General features: G+C 60.1%; 14 protein-coding genes. 6 read left to right on the top strand and 8 right to left on the bottom strand.

Annotated elements, in window-relative coordinates; all coding sequences use genetic code 11:
- Window positions 1-215: 215 nt before the first annotated feature.
- The 5 genes from dnaJ to ACIX8_RS05865 all read right to left on the bottom strand — a co-directional run bounded on the left by dnaJ (window position 216) and on the right by ACIX8_RS05865 (window position 4,592).
- The gene (gene dnaJ, locus ACIX8_RS05885; RefSeq protein ID WP_014264409.1) at window positions 216-1,361 is read right to left on the bottom strand and encodes a molecular chaperone DnaJ; all 1,146 of its coding nucleotides are present in this window, start codon (window positions 1,359-1,361) and stop codon (window positions 216-218) included.
- Window positions 1,362-1,405: 44 nt separating this feature from the next.
- A complete protein-coding gene (locus ACIX8_RS05880) occupies window positions 1,406-1,960 on the bottom strand; it encodes a nucleotide exchange factor GrpE (RefSeq protein ID WP_014264408.1) in 555 nt (184 codons plus the stop codon).
- 83 nt (window positions 1,961-2,043) lie between these two features.
- Window positions 2,044-3,135, bottom strand: coding sequence for a heat-inducible transcriptional repressor HrcA (gene hrcA, locus ACIX8_RS05875; RefSeq protein WP_014264407.1), 1,092 nt, complete (start codon window positions 3,133-3,135; stop codon window positions 2,044-2,046).
- A 45-nt stretch (window positions 3,136-3,180) separates the two neighbouring features.
- Window positions 3,181-4,014 (bottom strand): Mrp/NBP35 family ATP-binding protein, encoded by an 834-nt coding sequence (locus ACIX8_RS05870; protein ID WP_014264406.1) that lies wholly within the window; start codon window positions 4,012-4,014, stop codon window positions 3,181-3,183.
- 56 nt (window positions 4,015-4,070) lie between these two features.
- A complete protein-coding gene (locus ACIX8_RS05865) occupies window positions 4,071-4,592 on the bottom strand; it encodes an acyl-CoA thioesterase (RefSeq protein WP_044176253.1) in 522 nt (173 codons plus the stop codon).
- Between the two features lie 98 nt (window positions 4,593-4,690).
- Between ACIX8_RS05865 and ACIX8_RS05860 the strand changes: the two genes are divergently transcribed.
- The 6 genes from ACIX8_RS05860 (at window position 4,691) to ACIX8_RS05835 (ending at window position 10,462) form a co-directional block, all read left to right on the top strand.
- A complete protein-coding gene (locus tag ACIX8_RS05860; protein WP_263053388.1) occupies window positions 4,691-4,984 on the top strand; it encodes a tetratricopeptide repeat protein in 294 nt (97 codons plus the stop codon).
- Between the two features lie 152 nt (window positions 4,985-5,136).
- Entirely contained in the window at window positions 5,137-6,699 is a 1,563-nt protein-coding gene (locus tag ACIX8_RS05855) for a sigma 54-interacting transcriptional regulator (RefSeq protein ID WP_014264403.1), read from the top strand.
- Between the two features lie 311 nt (window positions 6,700-7,010).
- Window positions 7,011-7,685, top strand: coding sequence for a class I SAM-dependent methyltransferase (locus tag ACIX8_RS05850; protein ID WP_014264402.1), 675 nt, complete (start codon window positions 7,011-7,013; stop codon window positions 7,683-7,685).
- Between the two features lie 196 nt (window positions 7,686-7,881).
- Entirely contained in the window at window positions 7,882-8,553 is a 672-nt protein-coding gene (locus ACIX8_RS05845) for a class I SAM-dependent methyltransferase (RefSeq protein WP_014264401.1), read from the top strand.
- A gap of 114 nt (window positions 8,554-8,667) precedes the next feature.
- Window positions 8,668-9,900, top strand: coding sequence for a vWA domain-containing protein (locus ACIX8_RS05840; RefSeq protein WP_014264400.1), 1,233 nt, complete (start codon window positions 8,668-8,670; stop codon window positions 9,898-9,900).
- A gap of 1 nt (window position 9,901) precedes the next feature.
- The gene (locus ACIX8_RS05835; RefSeq protein ID WP_014264399.1) at window positions 9,902-10,462 is read left to right on the top strand and encodes a DNA-3-methyladenine glycosylase I; all 561 of its coding nucleotides are present in this window, start codon (window positions 9,902-9,904) and stop codon (window positions 10,460-10,462) included.
- Window positions 10,463-10,598: 136 nt separating this feature from the next.
- Here ACIX8_RS05835 and ACIX8_RS05830 read toward each other — a convergent pair whose 3' ends face one another.
- Genes ACIX8_RS05830 through treY form a run of 3 tightly spaced genes read right to left on the bottom strand, consistent with a single transcriptional unit; the run spans window position 10,599 to window position 15,632 of the window.
- The gene (locus ACIX8_RS05830) at window positions 10,599-11,192 is read right to left on the bottom strand and encodes an NUDIX domain-containing protein (RefSeq protein ID WP_014264398.1); all 594 of its coding nucleotides are present in this window, start codon (window positions 11,190-11,192) and stop codon (window positions 10,599-10,601) included.
- 9 nt (window positions 11,193-11,201) lie between these two features.
- The gene (gene treZ, locus ACIX8_RS05825; protein ID WP_014264397.1) at window positions 11,202-12,959 is read right to left on the bottom strand and encodes a malto-oligosyltrehalose trehalohydrolase; all 1,758 of its coding nucleotides are present in this window, start codon (window positions 12,957-12,959) and stop codon (window positions 11,202-11,204) included.
- A gap of 24 nt (window positions 12,960-12,983) precedes the next feature.
- Complete coding sequence (gene treY / locus ACIX8_RS05820; RefSeq protein WP_014264396.1) at window positions 12,984-15,632, bottom strand: malto-oligosyltrehalose synthase; 2,649 nt, start codon at window positions 15,630-15,632, stop codon at window positions 12,984-12,986.
- Window positions 15,633-15,774 lie beyond the last annotated feature (142 nt).

Raw genomic sequence — 15,774 nt, 5'->3', positions numbered from 1 at the left:
CCACGGAGGGAATGTACGCTCGGCAAACATTCCCTCCGCGGCTAAAGCCGCACTTCTGGCTGCCCTCTACGTACGGCCTAAAGGCCGTACCTTTCAAAGCCTGTAGTAATCGATAGTCTGGCAACTCAGGCATGCCACAACGAAGACATGTAGCAACGAAAACGGCGGTGAAGCTTATAGCCTCACCGCCGTTCGATCACTTCCTACACCTTGCTCTAGCTGAAGATGTCCTTCACCTTGCCAAACAGTCCGCGCGAAGCCGGGGTGTTCTCCACCGTCATCGTCTCGGCAAGCTGCTTCATCAGTTCCTTCTGCTGCTTGTTGAGCTTGCTCGGCGTCTGCACCCTTACCTCGACGATCAGGTCGCCCTTGCCGTGCGAGTTCAGGTGGGGAACACCCTTACCCTTCAGCTTGAACTCCTTGCCGCTCTGCGTGCCTTCGGGAACCTTCAGCGTCTCCTTGCCCTCGAGCGTCGTCAATTCGATCTCGGTGCCGAGCGCCGCCTGGGGGAAGCTTACCGGGATCACGCAGTGCAGGTCGTCGCCATCACGCTCGAAGAACTTGTGAGCCTTGACCTCGAGCACCACGTAGAGGTCGCCCGCCGGGCCGCCGAAGCGTCCCGCGTCGCCCTCACCGCTGTAGCGAATGCGCGTGTCCTGCTCGACACCCGCCGGAACCTTGACGAGGATCTTGTGCTCACGCTGCAGACGGGCATCGCCCTTGCAGGTCTTGCAGGGGTTGCGAACGATGCTGCCCGTTCCGCTGCACACCGGGCAGGTTCTCGCGACCGAGAAGAAGCCCTGCTGCGTGCGAATCTGTCCGCGCCCACCGCACTGCTGGCAGGTCTCCGGCTGCTTGCCGCCCTCCGAGCCTGAACCCGAGCAGACCTCGCACACCTCGGCGCGACGGATCGTGATCTCGCGCTCGACGCCGAAGACAGCCTCCTCAAACTCCAGACGCATGTCGAACTTCAGGTCGCGGCCACGCTGGGCGCGCGATGCCCGGCGATTGCCGCTGCCACCCATGTTGAACATCTCGCCGAACAGGTCGCCGAAGATGTCTCCCAGGTCGCCCTGCCCCTGGAAGGGGTTGCCGCCGCCGTTGAAGCCACCCGGCCCGGCGCCGCTGACACCGGCATGACCGTAACGGTCATAGGCCGCACGCTTGTCCGGGTCACTCAGGACCTGGTAGGCCTCGCTGCACTGCTTGAAGCGCTCCTCAGCCTCCGGATTGTTCGGGTTGCGGTCCGGATGAAACTGCATGGCGAGCTTGCGATACGCGACCTTGAGCTCGGCATCGGTGGCCGTGCGTTCCACGCTTAGAACTTCGTAGTAATCCATCTTCATCGTTGCTGTCGCCATTACCTGATTCCTTATTCGCGATTAAAGGGTCGCGCTGATTTTCTCTACTCGCTCTTCTGTGCGGTGTTCACTGCGATCCGCACCAGCGCCGGACGAAGCAGCTTGTCACGCAGCTTATAGCCGCGGCGAATCTCTTCCAACACCTGGTGGTCAGGATGCTCCACTGTTTCGATGCTGCCCAGAGCCTCGTGGATTCGCGGGTCGAACTGCGCTCCCACGGTCTCTACCGGCTGCACCTGCAAGCCCTTCAGGGCCTCTTCCATCTGCTTCAGGATCAACTCCACCCCGGTACGCAGTTGCTCGGCGGAGCCATCGGCCTTCAGTGCGAGCTGGAAGTTGTCCATCACGCCGAGGAACGGCTCGACCGCGCCCTGCACGGCGTAGTCGCGAGCGTCCTGACGCTCCTTGATCTCGCGCTTGCGGGCGTTGTCGAACTCAGCCTGCAGACGCGCGAGGCGGTCCTTCAACTGGTCGCGCTCGCCGCGAAGCTGTTCCATCTCTGCCTGCTGTGCATCGGCCTCGATCACTTCGGTTCCGTTCTCTGGTTCGGGCTGCGTGGCGTCCATCATCTCTTCCTGTGTCATGTCCTGTGTGCTCATCTTTGCTCCGTCTTCATTGTTTCCCATTCGCGACCATCGCGCGAATGCATCTCGAACTTCGTCTATCCGGTTCCGCTTCAGGGTCATAGCGGGGGCGGTCCAAGCATCCCACCCGTCACATCGCTGCTGATGCGGTCAAACACCTGCGCGATGTAGCTGACTGCGCTCATCGCATTCTCATAGTGCATTCTCTTGGGCCCGATCACGCCTACCGTTCCAACGCTTTCGCCGCCGACTCGCGCCGGTGCGGCGATCAACACCAGCCCTGCCATCTCCGGGGCCTGCTCTTCCAGGTCGAATACGACGCGGACCGACTCCTGCCGCGAATCGATGTAGGCGTTCAGCAGCTCCACCAGGCGTTGCTTGGTCTCAAGCGCCGCCAGCATCTCGCGCAACTGGGCGCGGTCTTCCGGGAGCCCGACGAGGTTGGCTACGCCCTCGACATAAACCGCCTGTTCGGCGTGTGCGGCCTCCGGCACGGTACCTGCCCATAGCTGCTGAGCAAGCTCCCTGTAGTCGCTGCGTTCGCGTTCCAACCGCTGCGCCAACTCCGCACGCACGCGCTCGATGTTCCAGCCTCGGTAGTGTTCGTTCAAAAAGTTTGCGGCAGTCTCAAGCTCGCGCAGCGAAAGATCACGGTCGATGGACAGCACCCGGTCGCGCACCATGCCGCTGCGCGTGACCAGCACCGCAAGCACCCTCCGCGCAGCCAGCCGGCTGAAGTGTACGTGCTCCAGCAGATCGGCGTTCGCGATAGCGCCGATGGCCAGACCGACACCACTGGAAAGAGTCGCCAGCACATGCGAGGTTCGCGCCAGCAGAGCCTGCGCCCCGGCGACCCCGGCAAAGCTGGAGTCGATCTGCGACTGCACCTCGGCGAGAGAAAGCCCCGGCAGTCGCCCGGCAAAGCCTCCGTGCAACTGGGCGACGTACATGCGGAAGGCCTCGGCCGAAGGAATGCGGCCAGCCGAGGTATGCGGCTGCTCCAACATGCCGGCATCCGCCAGGTCAGCCATCTCGTTGCGAATCGTCGCAGCGCTCATCGCACCGTTTTCAAAGGCCTGTGAACGCGCAATGGTGCCAGAGCTCACCGGCTCACCCGTCGAGATATAGTTCTCGACGATCGCGGTCAGAATCTGCCGCTGCCGTATTGTCATCTGGTTCATGCCCGCCATCATAGCCTCCAGCTCAGGTTTCGCTTCCTTCGCTGTTTCCTGTTTCTAATTAATCTCCAACACATCTTCGCTGCGTGCTGCGACTTCTTTAGCCTTCTCGGCGATCTTCAAGGCAATGGCCGCAAACTCCCGCGCCCGCAGAGACTCTTCGGTACCCAGCGCCGCCGGCAGACCGCGATCGCCGCCCTCGCGTACGCGAGGATCGAGGTCGATAGAGCCCAGGAACGGCAGGTTGAACTGCTTCGCCGTCTGCTCCGTTCCACCCGCGCCGAATACGTCGATGACCTCACCGCTCGGCAGCGTCATCTGGCTCATGTTCTCTACCAGCCCCAGTACCTCGACGTTGACCTGGTGGAACATCTCAAGTGCCTTGCGTGCATCCTGCAACGCCACGCTCGACCCGGTCGAGACGACGACCGCACCGGTCAACGGCACTGTCTGCACCAGCGAGATGACGACGTCGCCCGTACCCGGCGGCAGGTCGACGATGAGGAAGTCCAGTTCGCCCCACTCCACCTGCTGCAGAAACTGCCGGATGATCTGGTGCAGCATCGGCCCGCGCATCACCATCGGCTTGTCGCCGGGAGAGATCAGGCCGATGGAGATGAACTTAACGCCATGCGCCTGCAGCGGCTCAATGCGGTTTTCACCGATGATGTTCGGCTGCCGCGTGATGCCCAGCATCGTGGGAACGTTCGGCCCGTAGATGTCGGCGTCAATCAACCCCACCCGGTAGCCCAGCTTCGCGAGGCTCACCGAAAGGTTGACGCTCACCGTCGTCTTGCCGACGCCGCCCTTACCCGATCCCACCGCCACCACATGCTGTACACCCGGCAACGGCTGAGGCCCCTGCGGCATTCCCTGTCCACTATGTCCCATCGAATTCGTCCTTGCTCTTCCTGTTAACTATTTCTTCCTGCTAAAAACTTACTGCCCTACGAATGCCACTCCGGCGCCATGGCGGCACGCATCGCACGCTTGCGCAGGGTCTCCTCGGAGCGCATCTCGCGGCGGCGGGCTGCATCTTCAAATCGCCGCTTCTGATTCTCGGTCTCCGGCAGAACCTGGGGGACTTCGATGCGCTGCCCCGTGCTATCTACCGCGACAAAGGTGAGATAGGCCGACGATACATGCCGCAGACGCTGTGCGCGCACATCTTCGACCATCGCCTTCACGCCTACCTCCATCGAAGTCTTGTACGCGCGATTCACGCTGGACTTCAGGATCAGCAGATCTCCGACCTTTACCGGCGCGACGAAGTCCAGGTGATCCATGGACGCCGTTACCGTGATGGCCCGTGCGTGGCGGCTGGCCGCCATTGCTCCGACGAGGTCGATAAACTGCATCAGCCTGCCTCCGAAGAGATTGCCGAGCGCATTGGCGTCTCCCGGGAAAATAATCTCGCTGCGCTCCGATTGCGACTCACTCACGGGCCGCACTAACATGCCTTCACTCATCTCTCCATTCTAAATTGCCCGTCAAATCATTGCTCTCCGGCACCCCTTTTGCATTTCGCCAGCGTTCCCCGCATCCTAAGCAGATGGACAAGATCGCGATGCTCACCGAAATCCTGAAGCAGAACCCCACCGACGCCTTTGCCCGCTACGGCCTGGCCATGGCCTACTCCTCCGAGGGCAAGCAGGAGGCAGCACTCACCGAGTTCTCCACCATCCTGCAGCACACCCCGGACTACGTGCCCGCCTACCAGATGTCCGCCCAGGAGCTGTTGAAGGCAGGCCGCACGGACGAGGCCCGCGAGCGCCTTGCCGCCGGTCTAGCCGCCTGCGAGCGCACCAATAATGCCCATGCTGCCAGCGAGATGCAGGCAATGCTGGATGATTTGAGCTAAGTCGCGTTAGAGTGCCGAAGAATCAATGCGGCCCCATAGCGCGAAGCGCAAACCATGACGGTTCAGCGTCAACGAACGCGCTTCGCGCAATTGAGAATTGATAATCAACGCCGCGAATCCTCCCTCCCTGTAAGACATCTATACTTCTACATATGCCGTCGACTGCACTTCCGCGCACCCTGGGTCAACTCCGCACCTCTGCTTACACCGCCGATCGCGTCTCCCGCAGCGTCAAGGACGAGCTTCGCGACAACCTGATTGCCCGCCTGCGCGAGATCGCCCCTGGGGGACCGAAGGAAGGGGAATCGCTCTTCCCCGGCATCGTCGGCTATGACGACACGGTCGTTCCGCAGGTGGTCAATGCGCTGCTCTCGCGGCATAATTTCATCCTGCTGGGCCTGCGCGGCCAGGCGAAGTCGCGCATCCTGCGCTCGCTGACGACGCTGCTCGATCCCTTCAGCCCCTACGTCGCTGGCTCCGAGCTGCGCGACAACCCCTACGCCCCGCTCTCGAAGTTCTCGCGCGACCTCGTCGCCTCGCTCGGCGACGATACCCCCATCGCGTGGATGACTCCGATCGAGCGCTACGTCGAAAAGCTCGCAACTCCGGACGTGACCGTGGCCGACCTCATCGGCGACGTCGATCCGATCAAAGCCGCGCGTAGCGGCCACGAGCTCGGCAGCGAGCTGACCATGCACTACGGTCTGCTGCCCCGGGCCAATCGCGGAATCTTCGCCATCAACGAGGTCCCGGACCTCGCCGGGAAGATCCAGGTCGCCCTCTTCAACATCATGCAGGAAGGCGACGTACAAATTAAGGGCTATCCGGTACGCCTGGAACTCGATGTCGCCATCGTCTTCTCGGCCAACCCCGAGGACTACACGGCGCGCGGCAAGATTGTCACCCCGCTCAAAGACCGCATCGGCAGCGAGATTCGCACGCACTACCCTGAGTCGCTCGACGAAGCCATCAGCATCACGGAGCAGGAGGCCTGGACGGCGCGCACCTATGCTCCCTCCAACGACGCCATCCAGCGCATCGAGATTCCGCACTACATCCGTCAGATCGTCGAGCAGATCGCTTTTGTCGCGCGTGAGGATAAGAAGGTCGACAAACGCTCGGGCGTGTCGCAGCGCCTGCCGATCAGCACGATGGAGCTTGTGGTCTCGAACGCCGAACGCCGGGCTTTGATTCACGGCGAATCGCTCGTCGTCCCTCGGGTCGGCGATATCTTCGCCGCTCTGCCGGGCATCACGGGCAAGATTGAGCTGGAGTACGAAGGCGAGATGCGCGGTTCGGACAACGTCATCCGCGAGTTGATCCGCAGCTCTGTCGCCAACATCTTCGACAGCTACTTTGCCGATACCAACACGCAGCAGATCGAGCAGTGGTTCAACCTTGGCGGTGCCGTGGAGTTGAATGACAAGCAGCCTGCCGCAACGGTTCTGGCGGAACTCCAACAGATCCAGGGCCTCTTCGAGAAGCTGACGCCGTTCAAGATCACCTCGAAGTCCCAGCCTGAGGTAGCCGTCTCAGCGGCGGAGTTCCTGCTCGAAGGCATGACCGCGCATAAGCGCATCTCGCGCAGCGAAGCCCGCAAGTTCAGCGCCGGTGAAAAGCGCAAGCGCAACGAAGAGGCAGCGAACTTCGCAGAACGCAAGCGTGAGCAGGAGCGGGAAGACGCCCACAATCGCACACGACGGGGATTCAACTAGAACAGCTCCGCAAGAGGCGTATCACCCAAGCACTGTCATCTCGACCGAAGCATAATTGCTTTATCGTCATGCGTAGTGGAGAGACCTGCAGTTTGCTTGTGCGGGCATCGGTGCTAGCGCAAGCAGGCTGCAGGTCTCTCCACTACGACGGCAAAGAGCGCCGTCTTCGGTCGAGATGACAGGGTTTGGGTGGTACATGCAAGCAGCTCAGCGTCTACACCCCTGAGAACAGTTCCAATCGCCAGCTTTGACATCTATTAGATTTTCTTATTTTCATTGCATAATCCATCACATCCACTTATGTTCTAGGCATGAGAACGAACAACACTCGCGCCGTCTTCGATGCCACCGCCGCCACCTACGACCGTGATCGCATGCGGCTCATCCCCGGCCATGAAGCCTTCTATGCCGCCGCACTGGAGCAGATTCCCTCGGAGGCTACGTGCATCGTGGAACTTGGAGCGGGTTCGGGACTCTTCTCCTCGATGATCCGTGCAGCCTTTCCCAAGGCTCACCTTCACCTGATCGACTTCTCCCAGCCCATGCTCGATCTCGCCCGTCAGCGGCTTGGCGACGGCCCCTCTCTCACCTATACGCTCGCCGATTACACCACCGTGCCGCTGCCAACGCCCTGCGACGCCGTGATCTCTGCGCTCTCCATCCACCATCTCGAAGACGAACAGAAACGGGTCATCCTTCCCTTGATCTTCGCGGCGCTCCGTCCTGGCGGGCTGTTCATCAATGCCGATCACATCGCCGGTCCCACCCCTGAGCTCGAAACTCTCTACCAGCAGCGCTGGCTGAGCGACGTCCGTGCCCTGGGGGCGACCGAGCAGCAGGTCGCCGACTCACTTTATCGCCAGCAGGAAGATCGACGCACGCCCGTCGAGCCGCAGCTTGCATGGCTGCGCGAGGCGGGGTTCGCGGATGTTGACTGCTGGTACAAGGCCAGCAGCTTTGCCGTGCTTAGCGGTGTCCGGGGCTGATTCTTATTGTCTTTGCTTTTGCCTTTCTGGTTGTCATTCGCTCGCTGCGCTCGGAATGACAACCAGAAAGGCAAAAGCAAGAACAAAGACAGAGGCAGTCACAGCACCAAAGCGGGTTCTAAAGTGAACCGTACTACCCACCCGTCACTCCAGCCAGCGACATAATTCGCTCAAACGCTTATCCTTGGAAACAACCATGTCTAACCCTACCCAGGAAATCTTCGATATCACCGCCGCCACCTACGATGCCGATCGCGCCAAGCTGATCCCCTGCTATGACGCCTTCTATCGCCGCACCACCGACCTGATCGTCGGCGGCGCAGAACGTGTGCTCGACCTCGGCGCAGGTACGGGGCTGCTCTCGACCTTTGTGCGTACCTGGTATCCCAAGGCCCACATTCACCTGATGGACGTCTCCGAGCCGATGCTCGAACGGGCTCGCACTCGCCTCGGCACCGATTCCAATGTGAGCTTTGAGGTCGCCGACTACGCTACCGCGGCTCTGCCTCAGAACCAGGACTCTATCGTCTCGGCGCTCTCGATCCATCATCTCGACAACGAGGCCAAGAAGTCGCTCTTCAAGAAGATCTACGCCGCGCTCCGGCCCGGTGGCACCTTCGTCAACGCCGAGCAGGTAGCAGGCCCCACGCCCGCCCTCGATGCTCATTACAAGGTGATCTGGCTCCAGCAGGTACGCGAAGCCGGAGCCACTCCCCAGCAGATCGCGGATTCGCTCTACCGCCAGCAGGATGATCGCTGCGCCTCCGTCGAAGACCAGCTCCACTGGATGCGCGAGGCAGGGTTTACCGATGCCGATTGCTGGTTCAAGGACAACCGCTTCGCGGTGCTTTCGGGAACAAAGTCGTAGTTCATAAGGTAGTTGTCAGTTCTCCTTTGGCAGGTTCGGCGGAACTGAGAACTGACAACTACTCCCCGCATCCTCCACCATCGCCGAGCGTCTAATGTAGAACGCAGGCCTACTATGAAGCTCACCCGCTATACCAAGTTCACCGGCGACCTCTCCACGAGCTTCGGGCTCGACGACCTGATGCAGGCGCTCTCCGACTTCTTGCTCAACTCCGGCTTTCAGGACCCCTTCTCGCCCTTTCAGAACATGGACGGCGAGCAGACCATGGACGACCTGCGCGAGGCCATCCGCCAGGCGCTAGAGTCCGGCGACCTGCTCGACGAGGATGCGCAGGAGCAGTTCGACAGCCTGCCGGAAGATCAGGTCGAGGCGCTGATCGATAAGATCGTCCAGCGTATGAAGGACGAGAACTTCCTCAACGCCGAGGAGCCCGCCGAAGGCCAGGGACAGGGCGAAGAGGGAGACGGGGAGTCCTCGCGCTTTGAAGTCACCGACAAGGGCATGGACTTCCTCGGCTACAAGGCGCTGCGCGATCTGCTTGGGCCCCTGGGCAAGTCGTCGCTCGGCCGCCATGACACGAGCTACGAAGCCGCCGGAGTGGAGACCAATGGGTCTTCGAAGCAGTATGAGTTTGGCGACTCCCTCAATCTCGACATCACCGCCACGCTCAACTCCGTCTTCGCCCGCGAAGGAGCGCCCACAGGAAATGGCGTGCTCAACCTGGAGTACAGCGATCTCCACGTGCAGCAGGCCGACTACCAGAGCTCCTGCGCGACCGTCGTTCTGCTCGACTGCTCGCACTCGATGATCCTCTACGGCGAAGACCGCTTCACCCCGGCGAAGCGTGTCGCGATGGCGCTCAGTCATCTCATCCGCACGCAGTATCCGGGCGATACGCTCTCGCTGGTGCTCTTCCATGACTCCGCCGAGGAGATTCCGATCTCGCAACTGCCACGCGTCAAGGTTGGCCCGCACTACACCAACACTCGCGAGGGTCTGCGCGTTGCGCATCGCATCCTGCAACGGTCGAACAAGGACATGAAGCAGATCGTGATGATCACCGACGGCAAACCCTCCGCGCTGACACTCGCTGACGGCCGCATCTACAAGAACGCGTTTGGGCTCGATCCCATCGTGATCGAAGAGACGCTGCAAGAGGTCAGCCGCTGCAAGCGAGCGGGCATCATGATCAACACCTTCATGCTGGCGCAGGACTTCGCCCTCGTCCAGTTCGTGCAGAAGGTCAGCGCCATGTGCCGCGGCAAGGCCTACTTCACCACACCGCAAAACCTGGGCAATTATCTGTTGATGGACTTCATGTCCCGCCGCCAGAAGATGGTGAACTGAGATGGCAAAACACGATCTCCAACGCTGCGCGTGGTCTGGGAATGACCCGTTATACCAGACCTACCACGATGAAGAGTGGGGCGTGCCAGTGCATGACAGCCGTGCGCTCTGGGAGATGCTGATGCTGGAGGGCTTCCAGGCCGGGCTCTCCTGGATCACCATCCTGCGTAAGCGTGAGGCTTTCCGCGAGGCCTTTGCAGACTTCGATCCAGCCATTGTCGCGAAGTTCACAGAGCGCGACATTGCACGCCTGCTAAAGAACGAGGGTATCGTCCGCTCACGCGCCAAGATCGAAGCAACGATTAACGGCGCTCGTATCTTCGTCGACATGGAGAAGGCTGGTGAAGACTTCTCCACCTTCGTATGGGGACTGGCTGGCAACAAACCCATCCGCAGTAAGGGTCCTATTCCGGCGAAGACGCCGCTCTCCGAAGAGATCTCCGCGACGCTCAAGAAACGTGGCTTCAAGTTTGTCGGGCCGGTCATCGTCTATGCCTGGATGCAGGCGACAGGCATCGTCAACGATCACAGCGCAGATTGCTTTCGGCGCAACAAGGTTTAGGGCTAGGATTCAGATTAGAGCCGTTTCCGAAATCACATAGGGTAGATCGTTTTGGCTGCAGGTCTCACCACTGCGGCGCAAAAGGCCGCCTTCGGTCGAGATGACAATTTTGTGGTGAGCTAAGAAGGCAAATGGGTTACGCCTCGCGAACCACATCTCTGCGATCACGCCAGACCCGATACACACCCCAGGCCGAAGCCGTACAGTTATCCATCACGCGGCCATCCAGCAGCATCGCTTCAAACTCACTCACCGGGACTCGATGCACGGTCATGTCCTGCTCTTCGGGATCGCGTTCCGTCTCGCCATGCGTCAGCCCTTCGGCCAGGTAGACATGGTGGATCTGCCGCATCGCGCCATAGGCAATCCATAGATCCGTCAGGTGCGTCATGCGATCGACCAGCAGTCCTGTCTCCTCACGCAACTCACCGCGAGCCAGTTCCTCGGGATCGACTTCGGCGGTCTCCCAGCCGCCCTGCGGCAGTTCGAAGAACGTGTCTCCCACCGTGTAGCGATACTGCCGCACCAGCCAAAGAAAATCGCCCTCCGGGGTTTGCTCCAGCGGAATGACGATGCAGGCCGGGTCCTTGTCCATAACACCGTAGATCCCACGCGTGCCGTTCTCGCGCTCGATTACATCCTCACGCACACGCGTCCATGGGTTGCGGTACACCTCTCGGCTACTGATGGTCTTGATGGGGGGCGACTGTACATCCTTTATAGATGGCATAAATCGATGCTACGACACCCGCTCCCTGCCCTCGGCGGAGAATACCGCAAAGCTCATAGGAGGCATCCCCACCTCACCCGGTGCGACCGCAACCTCCGGCTTCGACGCCAGCGCCAGGACATATTGTCCAGGCGTCTTCACCCGCGTCAGCTTCTCTCCCAGGTTCAGCACCACGAGCATCTTGCCGCGCTGCATCGTGAGCCATCTCTCCTCTTCGTGGCAGTCAATCAGCACGTGGCTCAGATCGCCATCGTTGAGCGAAAGCGAGTGCCGGCGCAGATGGAGAAGCTTCTTCGTCCAGTCCAGCATCTCCGCGTGCCTGCCTTCATGGACTTCGTCCCAGTTCAGCTTCGACGCTTCAAAGGTCTCCGGCTTCTCCGGGTCGGGGATCTGTTCCGCCTCATTGAAACCGAATGCAGAAAACTCATTCTTACGGCCCTCGAAGACCAGCTTCGCCATCTGCTCGTCTTCGTGATCGGCAAAGTAGAGGAACGGTGTCGATGCGGCGAACTCTTCTCCCATAAACAGCATTGGGATAAAGGGTGCGGTCAACACCATTCCCAGCGCAACCTTTGCAGCATCAAGACCAACAATATGCTCCAGGCGTTCTCCTGTCGCTCGATTGCCGACCTGGTCGTGGTTCTGGATGAAGCCGATGAAGTGGTGTGCCGAGAGCCCATCGATCGGCCTGCCGTGCGAGCGGGCTCGATAGATGGAGTAGTTGCCGTCAAACACGAACATCTCCTTCAGAGCCTTCCCCAGGTAGGAGAAGCTTCCGAAGTCGTCGTAGTAGCCCCCACTCTCGGAGTGCAGCAGAGTAAAGAGTGCGTGATGAAAGTCATCCGACCACTGCGCATCCATACCGTATCCGCCTGCTTCGCGTGGGCGCACGACCTTCGGATCGTTCAGGTCGCTTTCGGCGATGAGCACCAGCTTGCGCCCGAGCATCGCGCCGACCGTCTCCACTTCGGCTGAGAGCTGCTCCATGAAGTGAATGGCGGACCTGTCTGTAAGCTCGTGCACTGCGTCCAGGCGCAAGCCGTCGATGTGGTATTCGAGCAGCCACATGATGGCGTTGTCGCAGAAGAAGCGGCGCACTTCGTCACTGCCCGTATCTTCGAAGTTCACGCCATCGCCCCAGGGCGTCTTGTGCTTTTCGGTCAGGTACGGTCCGAACTTATGCGTGTAGTTCCCTGTCGGGCCAAAGTGGTTGTAGACGACATCGAGAATGACGGCGAGGCCCTTGTTATGGCACGCGTCGACGAAGCGCTTCAAGCCGTCCGGGCCACCGTACTTGTTCGTCACAGCGGACAGTGCGACGCCATCATAGCCCCAGCCGTGATTGCCGGGAGACTCCGCCACCGGCATGATCTCCACGTGCGTAATCCCAAGCTCTACCAGGTGATCGAGCTTCTCGATCGCGGAGTCGAATGTTCCTTCTTTCGTGAAGGTCCCGATGTGCAGTTCGTAGAGAACCGCTCCGAACAGGGGCGGCCCCTGCCAGCGCTGGTCGGTCCACGGAAAGAGGCGATGGTCGTACAGTCGCGAAACTCCATGAACTCCATACGGCTGCCACAGGCTCCGGGGATCGGGATAGGGAGTCGGATCATCGTCGATCAGATACGCATAGTCATCGCCACACCGCGCTTCCATGCAAACCGTACACCACCAGCCATGATCGTTCGGGCCTTCCATGGGGAGCAGTTGCTCACCCAGCTTCAAGGTCATGCGTTTCGCCTTCGGCGCCCACACTGCAAACTCATGCATTGATTCTTTTCTCCTAAAGAAACTTCACCCCTCACGGGTCAACAGAGCAACGGGAAACTCTCGCAACAACTCAGAAAGCCTTATCGTTCCCCCAGGCATGGTCTGGTTGGTCATTACATTCTTCCAGTTGCCATCGGGCAGCACGATCGAGGTGTCACCCCAGTCACCGCGCAGCGTCATCCAGAAACGAGGCATCACGGTCAGTACATAGACCCCACGGCGATACGCGATCACATGACCGCTCTTTGTTCCGTTCGCCAACAGAGGCACATAGTCTGCTTCGCGGCCAAACCAATCCGGATGCCGTTCCCGCAACCGCAGTGCGCGACGAATCACCCACAACTTCGGCAGACCTTCATCCATTCTCGCCATGACGCCGGCGGCGTCAAGACCTTCCATCTCCGCCAGCAGCTTGCGTCTCAGCTCATACGCCACTGGCCGCCGATTATCCGGATCGACCAGCGACAGGTCCCACAGCTCGCCGCCCTGATAAAGGTCGGGCACGCCGGGCGCGGTGTACTTCAACAAGGTCTGCGACAGCGAATTAATTCGTCCTGCGAGAAGGATGTTAGAGACGAACTCCTCAAGCTCAGCAACGAATTCTTCATCGCCGAGAATCGAATCGATAAATTGATTGACCGCATTCTCGTACGCCTCGTTATTCGCAACCCAACTCGTGCGCACCTTGGCTTCGCGCATGGCCTTCTGCATGTACTCCCGCAGACGTTCCGCGCTGATAGGCCACGCTCCAATCATGGTCTGATACAGAAACCATTGCGTACCGCGATCGGGAAACTCACCGGTACGATAGTGCGCATTGCGCCTGGACCATCGCCTGACCGTCTGAGCAAAAGCCTTCTGCACCTCGGCAAGCACGATCAGGCGGGCGCGCACATCGTCGCTACGCTTGGTGTCATGCGTTCCCAGCGAGGTCATCGTCTCCGGATGGGTGTGCTGCATCGTCGAGTTGTACTCGTGAAACTGCGCGAGGCTGATGCCATCGTGCGAAGGGTCGGAGCCCACTTCATTCAGCGCGATCAGCCGATTGAAGCAGTAAAAAGCTGTGTCCTCCACGCCCTTTGCCATCACCGGGCTGGTGAACTGCTGAAAGCGATAGACAAACTCGCTCTCGTTGGCGCCCCGCACTTTCAGTTGCAGGACGTCGCGCATGAAATCGAAGAGCGCACCGTCGATGTCCGGACGATTGTCCTTGGCGCACTGGGTCGCGCGGTCGATAATCTGGCGATCCTCATCTGTGATCTCCTCGCGGTCGGGCATCACATAGGTCCGGTAGACCGAGAAGCAGGCCGCTACCTCACGAATCGAGCGGCGAATCTCGGCTCGTGTAAAGTCGCGCTGCTCACGATGGCTCTCGCAGATGTCGACAAGGATGTTCGTCAGGCGGTTCACATCGCTACCCAGGGCCTCCTGCGCAACGGCGATCTTCTTGTCGTGCACGATGACCGGAAAGTCCGTGGACTCACCTGTAAATTTTTCGTAGTACCTGCCCAGCTCGCGCAGGCCTTCGGGCTTTACCAGCACGTTCATGGCGGCATTCAGAAAGTCGTAGCCGCTGGTTCCCTGTATCGGCCACGTATCGCGCAGAAACTCTCCAGGCTCAAGAATCTTTTCGCCGACGATCCATGCGTCCGGCGCACGGTCGCGCAGGCGCTGGCAGTATTGCAGCGGATCGCGCAAGCCATCGGGGTGGTCGATGCGAACGCCGTCGAGCATCCCCTGCTTCAGCCACTTCACAATCAACGCGTGCGTCTCGTCGAAGACGTACTCTCGCTCAACGCGCAAGCCGATCAGGGTGTTGACATCGAAGAAGCGGCGATAGCCAAGTTGCTGATCCGCCGTCTTCCAGTAAGCGAGGCGGTAGTGCTGTTGCGTCAGGAACGCGTCGAGCGCGTCCGGGTTCGCGTTCAACTCCTTCACCGTTCGATCGATAGCTTCGCAGATATCGATCTCTTCCCCGCAGAGCCGGTCGAGCAGGCGATGCAGCACGTTCTTATCGCGATGACGCGCCAGCGTAGTACGCCGATCCGATAGGTCCGGATACGGCAGCCGTCCATAACTGGCAGCAAGAAAGTTCAGCGTGTCGCTCTTGGCATACTCCGCAGCTTTGTTCAGGATGGCAAACAGGCTCTCGGGAGCAACCGGAAGCGCCTGCCCAGCGGCTTCCACCGTGAAGGCGCTTCCTCTCCGCACAACTTTGATGCCGCCCTCTGTGACGACATGGCCATACTGGTCCGCAAGAATCGGCACCAGAACCTTGTCGCGCAGACGCTCTTCCGCCGAGTTCCAGTCGATGTCGAAGAAGCTGGCATAGCGGCTGCTGGTGCCGTTCTCCAGCACATCCCACCAGTAGCGATTCTGTTCGCCGAGGCTCATGTGGTTCGGCACAATGTCCAGCACCTGCCCCAGCCCCAGTTCCCTCAATCGCGCACAGAAACGCTCGTGTGCCGCCGCGCCGCCGAGTTCCTCATTCACCTTGCGATGGTCGACCACATCGTAACCGTGCATACTTCCCGGTGCGGCCTGCAGATAGGGCGACGTGTAGACGTGAGTAACGCCAAGAGTCTTCAGATAATCGGCGATCGACGCAGCATCGTCGAACGTAAAGTTTTTATGCAGCTGCAGCCGATATGTCGACCCCGGAGTCTTCGCCATAGGTTAGGTTTTGTCCCATCTGTGGTTATGTACGTTAGGGCGGTTTCACGATTGCGGTCATCCCGCAACCTTGCGCCATGTGATTTCCCATGAGGAAACCCATGAGTCTCCTACACTTTTGCTCTGCACATAGGATGAAACC

It is taken from the genome of Granulicella mallensis MP5ACTX8 (assembly GCF_000178955.2).
Classification (GTDB): Bacteria; Acidobacteriota; Terriglobia; order Terriglobales; family Acidobacteriaceae; genus Granulicella; species Granulicella mallensis.
The sequence above is the reverse complement of the archived record's forward strand: the minus strand, read 5'-3'. Positions and strand labels throughout refer to the sequence as shown.

Excerpts from the sequence above, each read along its gene's own strand:
- hrcA (WP_014264407.1), bottom strand. The coding sequence starts at position 3,135 with ATGGCGGGCATGAACCAGATGACAATACGGCAGCGGCAGATTCTGACC.
- ACIX8_RS05840 (WP_014264400.1), top strand. The coding sequence starts at position 8,668 with ATGAAGCTCACCCGCTATACCAAGTTCACCGGCGACCTCTCCACGAGC.
- treZ (WP_014264397.1), bottom strand. The coding sequence starts at position 12,959 with ATGCATGAGTTTGCAGTGTGGGCGCCGAAGGCGAAACGCATGACCTTG.
- ACIX8_RS05865 (WP_044176253.1), bottom strand. The coding sequence starts at position 4,592 with ATGAGTGAAGGCATGTTAGTGCGGCCCGTGAGTGAGTCGCAATCGGAG.
- ACIX8_RS05880 (WP_014264408.1), bottom strand. The coding sequence starts at position 1,960 with ATGAGCACACAGGACATGACACAGGAAGAGATGATGGACGCCACGCAG.
- ACIX8_RS05845 (WP_014264401.1), top strand. The coding sequence starts at position 7,882 with ATGTCTAACCCTACCCAGGAAATCTTCGATATCACCGCCGCCACCTAC.
- ACIX8_RS05830 (WP_014264398.1), bottom strand. The coding sequence starts at position 11,192 with ATGCCATCTATAAAGGATGTACAGTCGCCCCCCATCAAGACCATCAGT.
- ACIX8_RS05870 (WP_014264406.1), bottom strand. The coding sequence starts at position 4,014 with ATGGGACATAGTGGACAGGGAATGCCGCAGGGGCCTCAGCCGTTGCCG.
- ACIX8_RS05850 (WP_014264402.1), top strand. The coding sequence starts at position 7,011 with ATGAGAACGAACAACACTCGCGCCGTCTTCGATGCCACCGCCGCCACC.
- ACIX8_RS05835 (WP_014264399.1), top strand. The coding sequence starts at position 9,902 with ATGGCAAAACACGATCTCCAACGCTGCGCGTGGTCTGGGAATGACCCG.
- ACIX8_RS05860 (WP_263053388.1), top strand. The coding sequence starts at position 4,691 with ATGCTCACCGAAATCCTGAAGCAGAACCCCACCGACGCCTTTGCCCGC.
- ACIX8_RS05855 (WP_014264403.1), top strand. The coding sequence starts at position 5,137 with ATGCCGTCGACTGCACTTCCGCGCACCCTGGGTCAACTCCGCACCTCT.
- dnaJ (WP_014264409.1), bottom strand. The coding sequence starts at position 1,361 with ATGGCGACAGCAACGATGAAGATGGATTACTACGAAGTTCTAAGCGTG.
- treY (WP_014264396.1), bottom strand. The coding sequence starts at position 15,632 with ATGGCGAAGACTCCGGGGTCGACATATCGGCTGCAGCTGCATAAAAAC.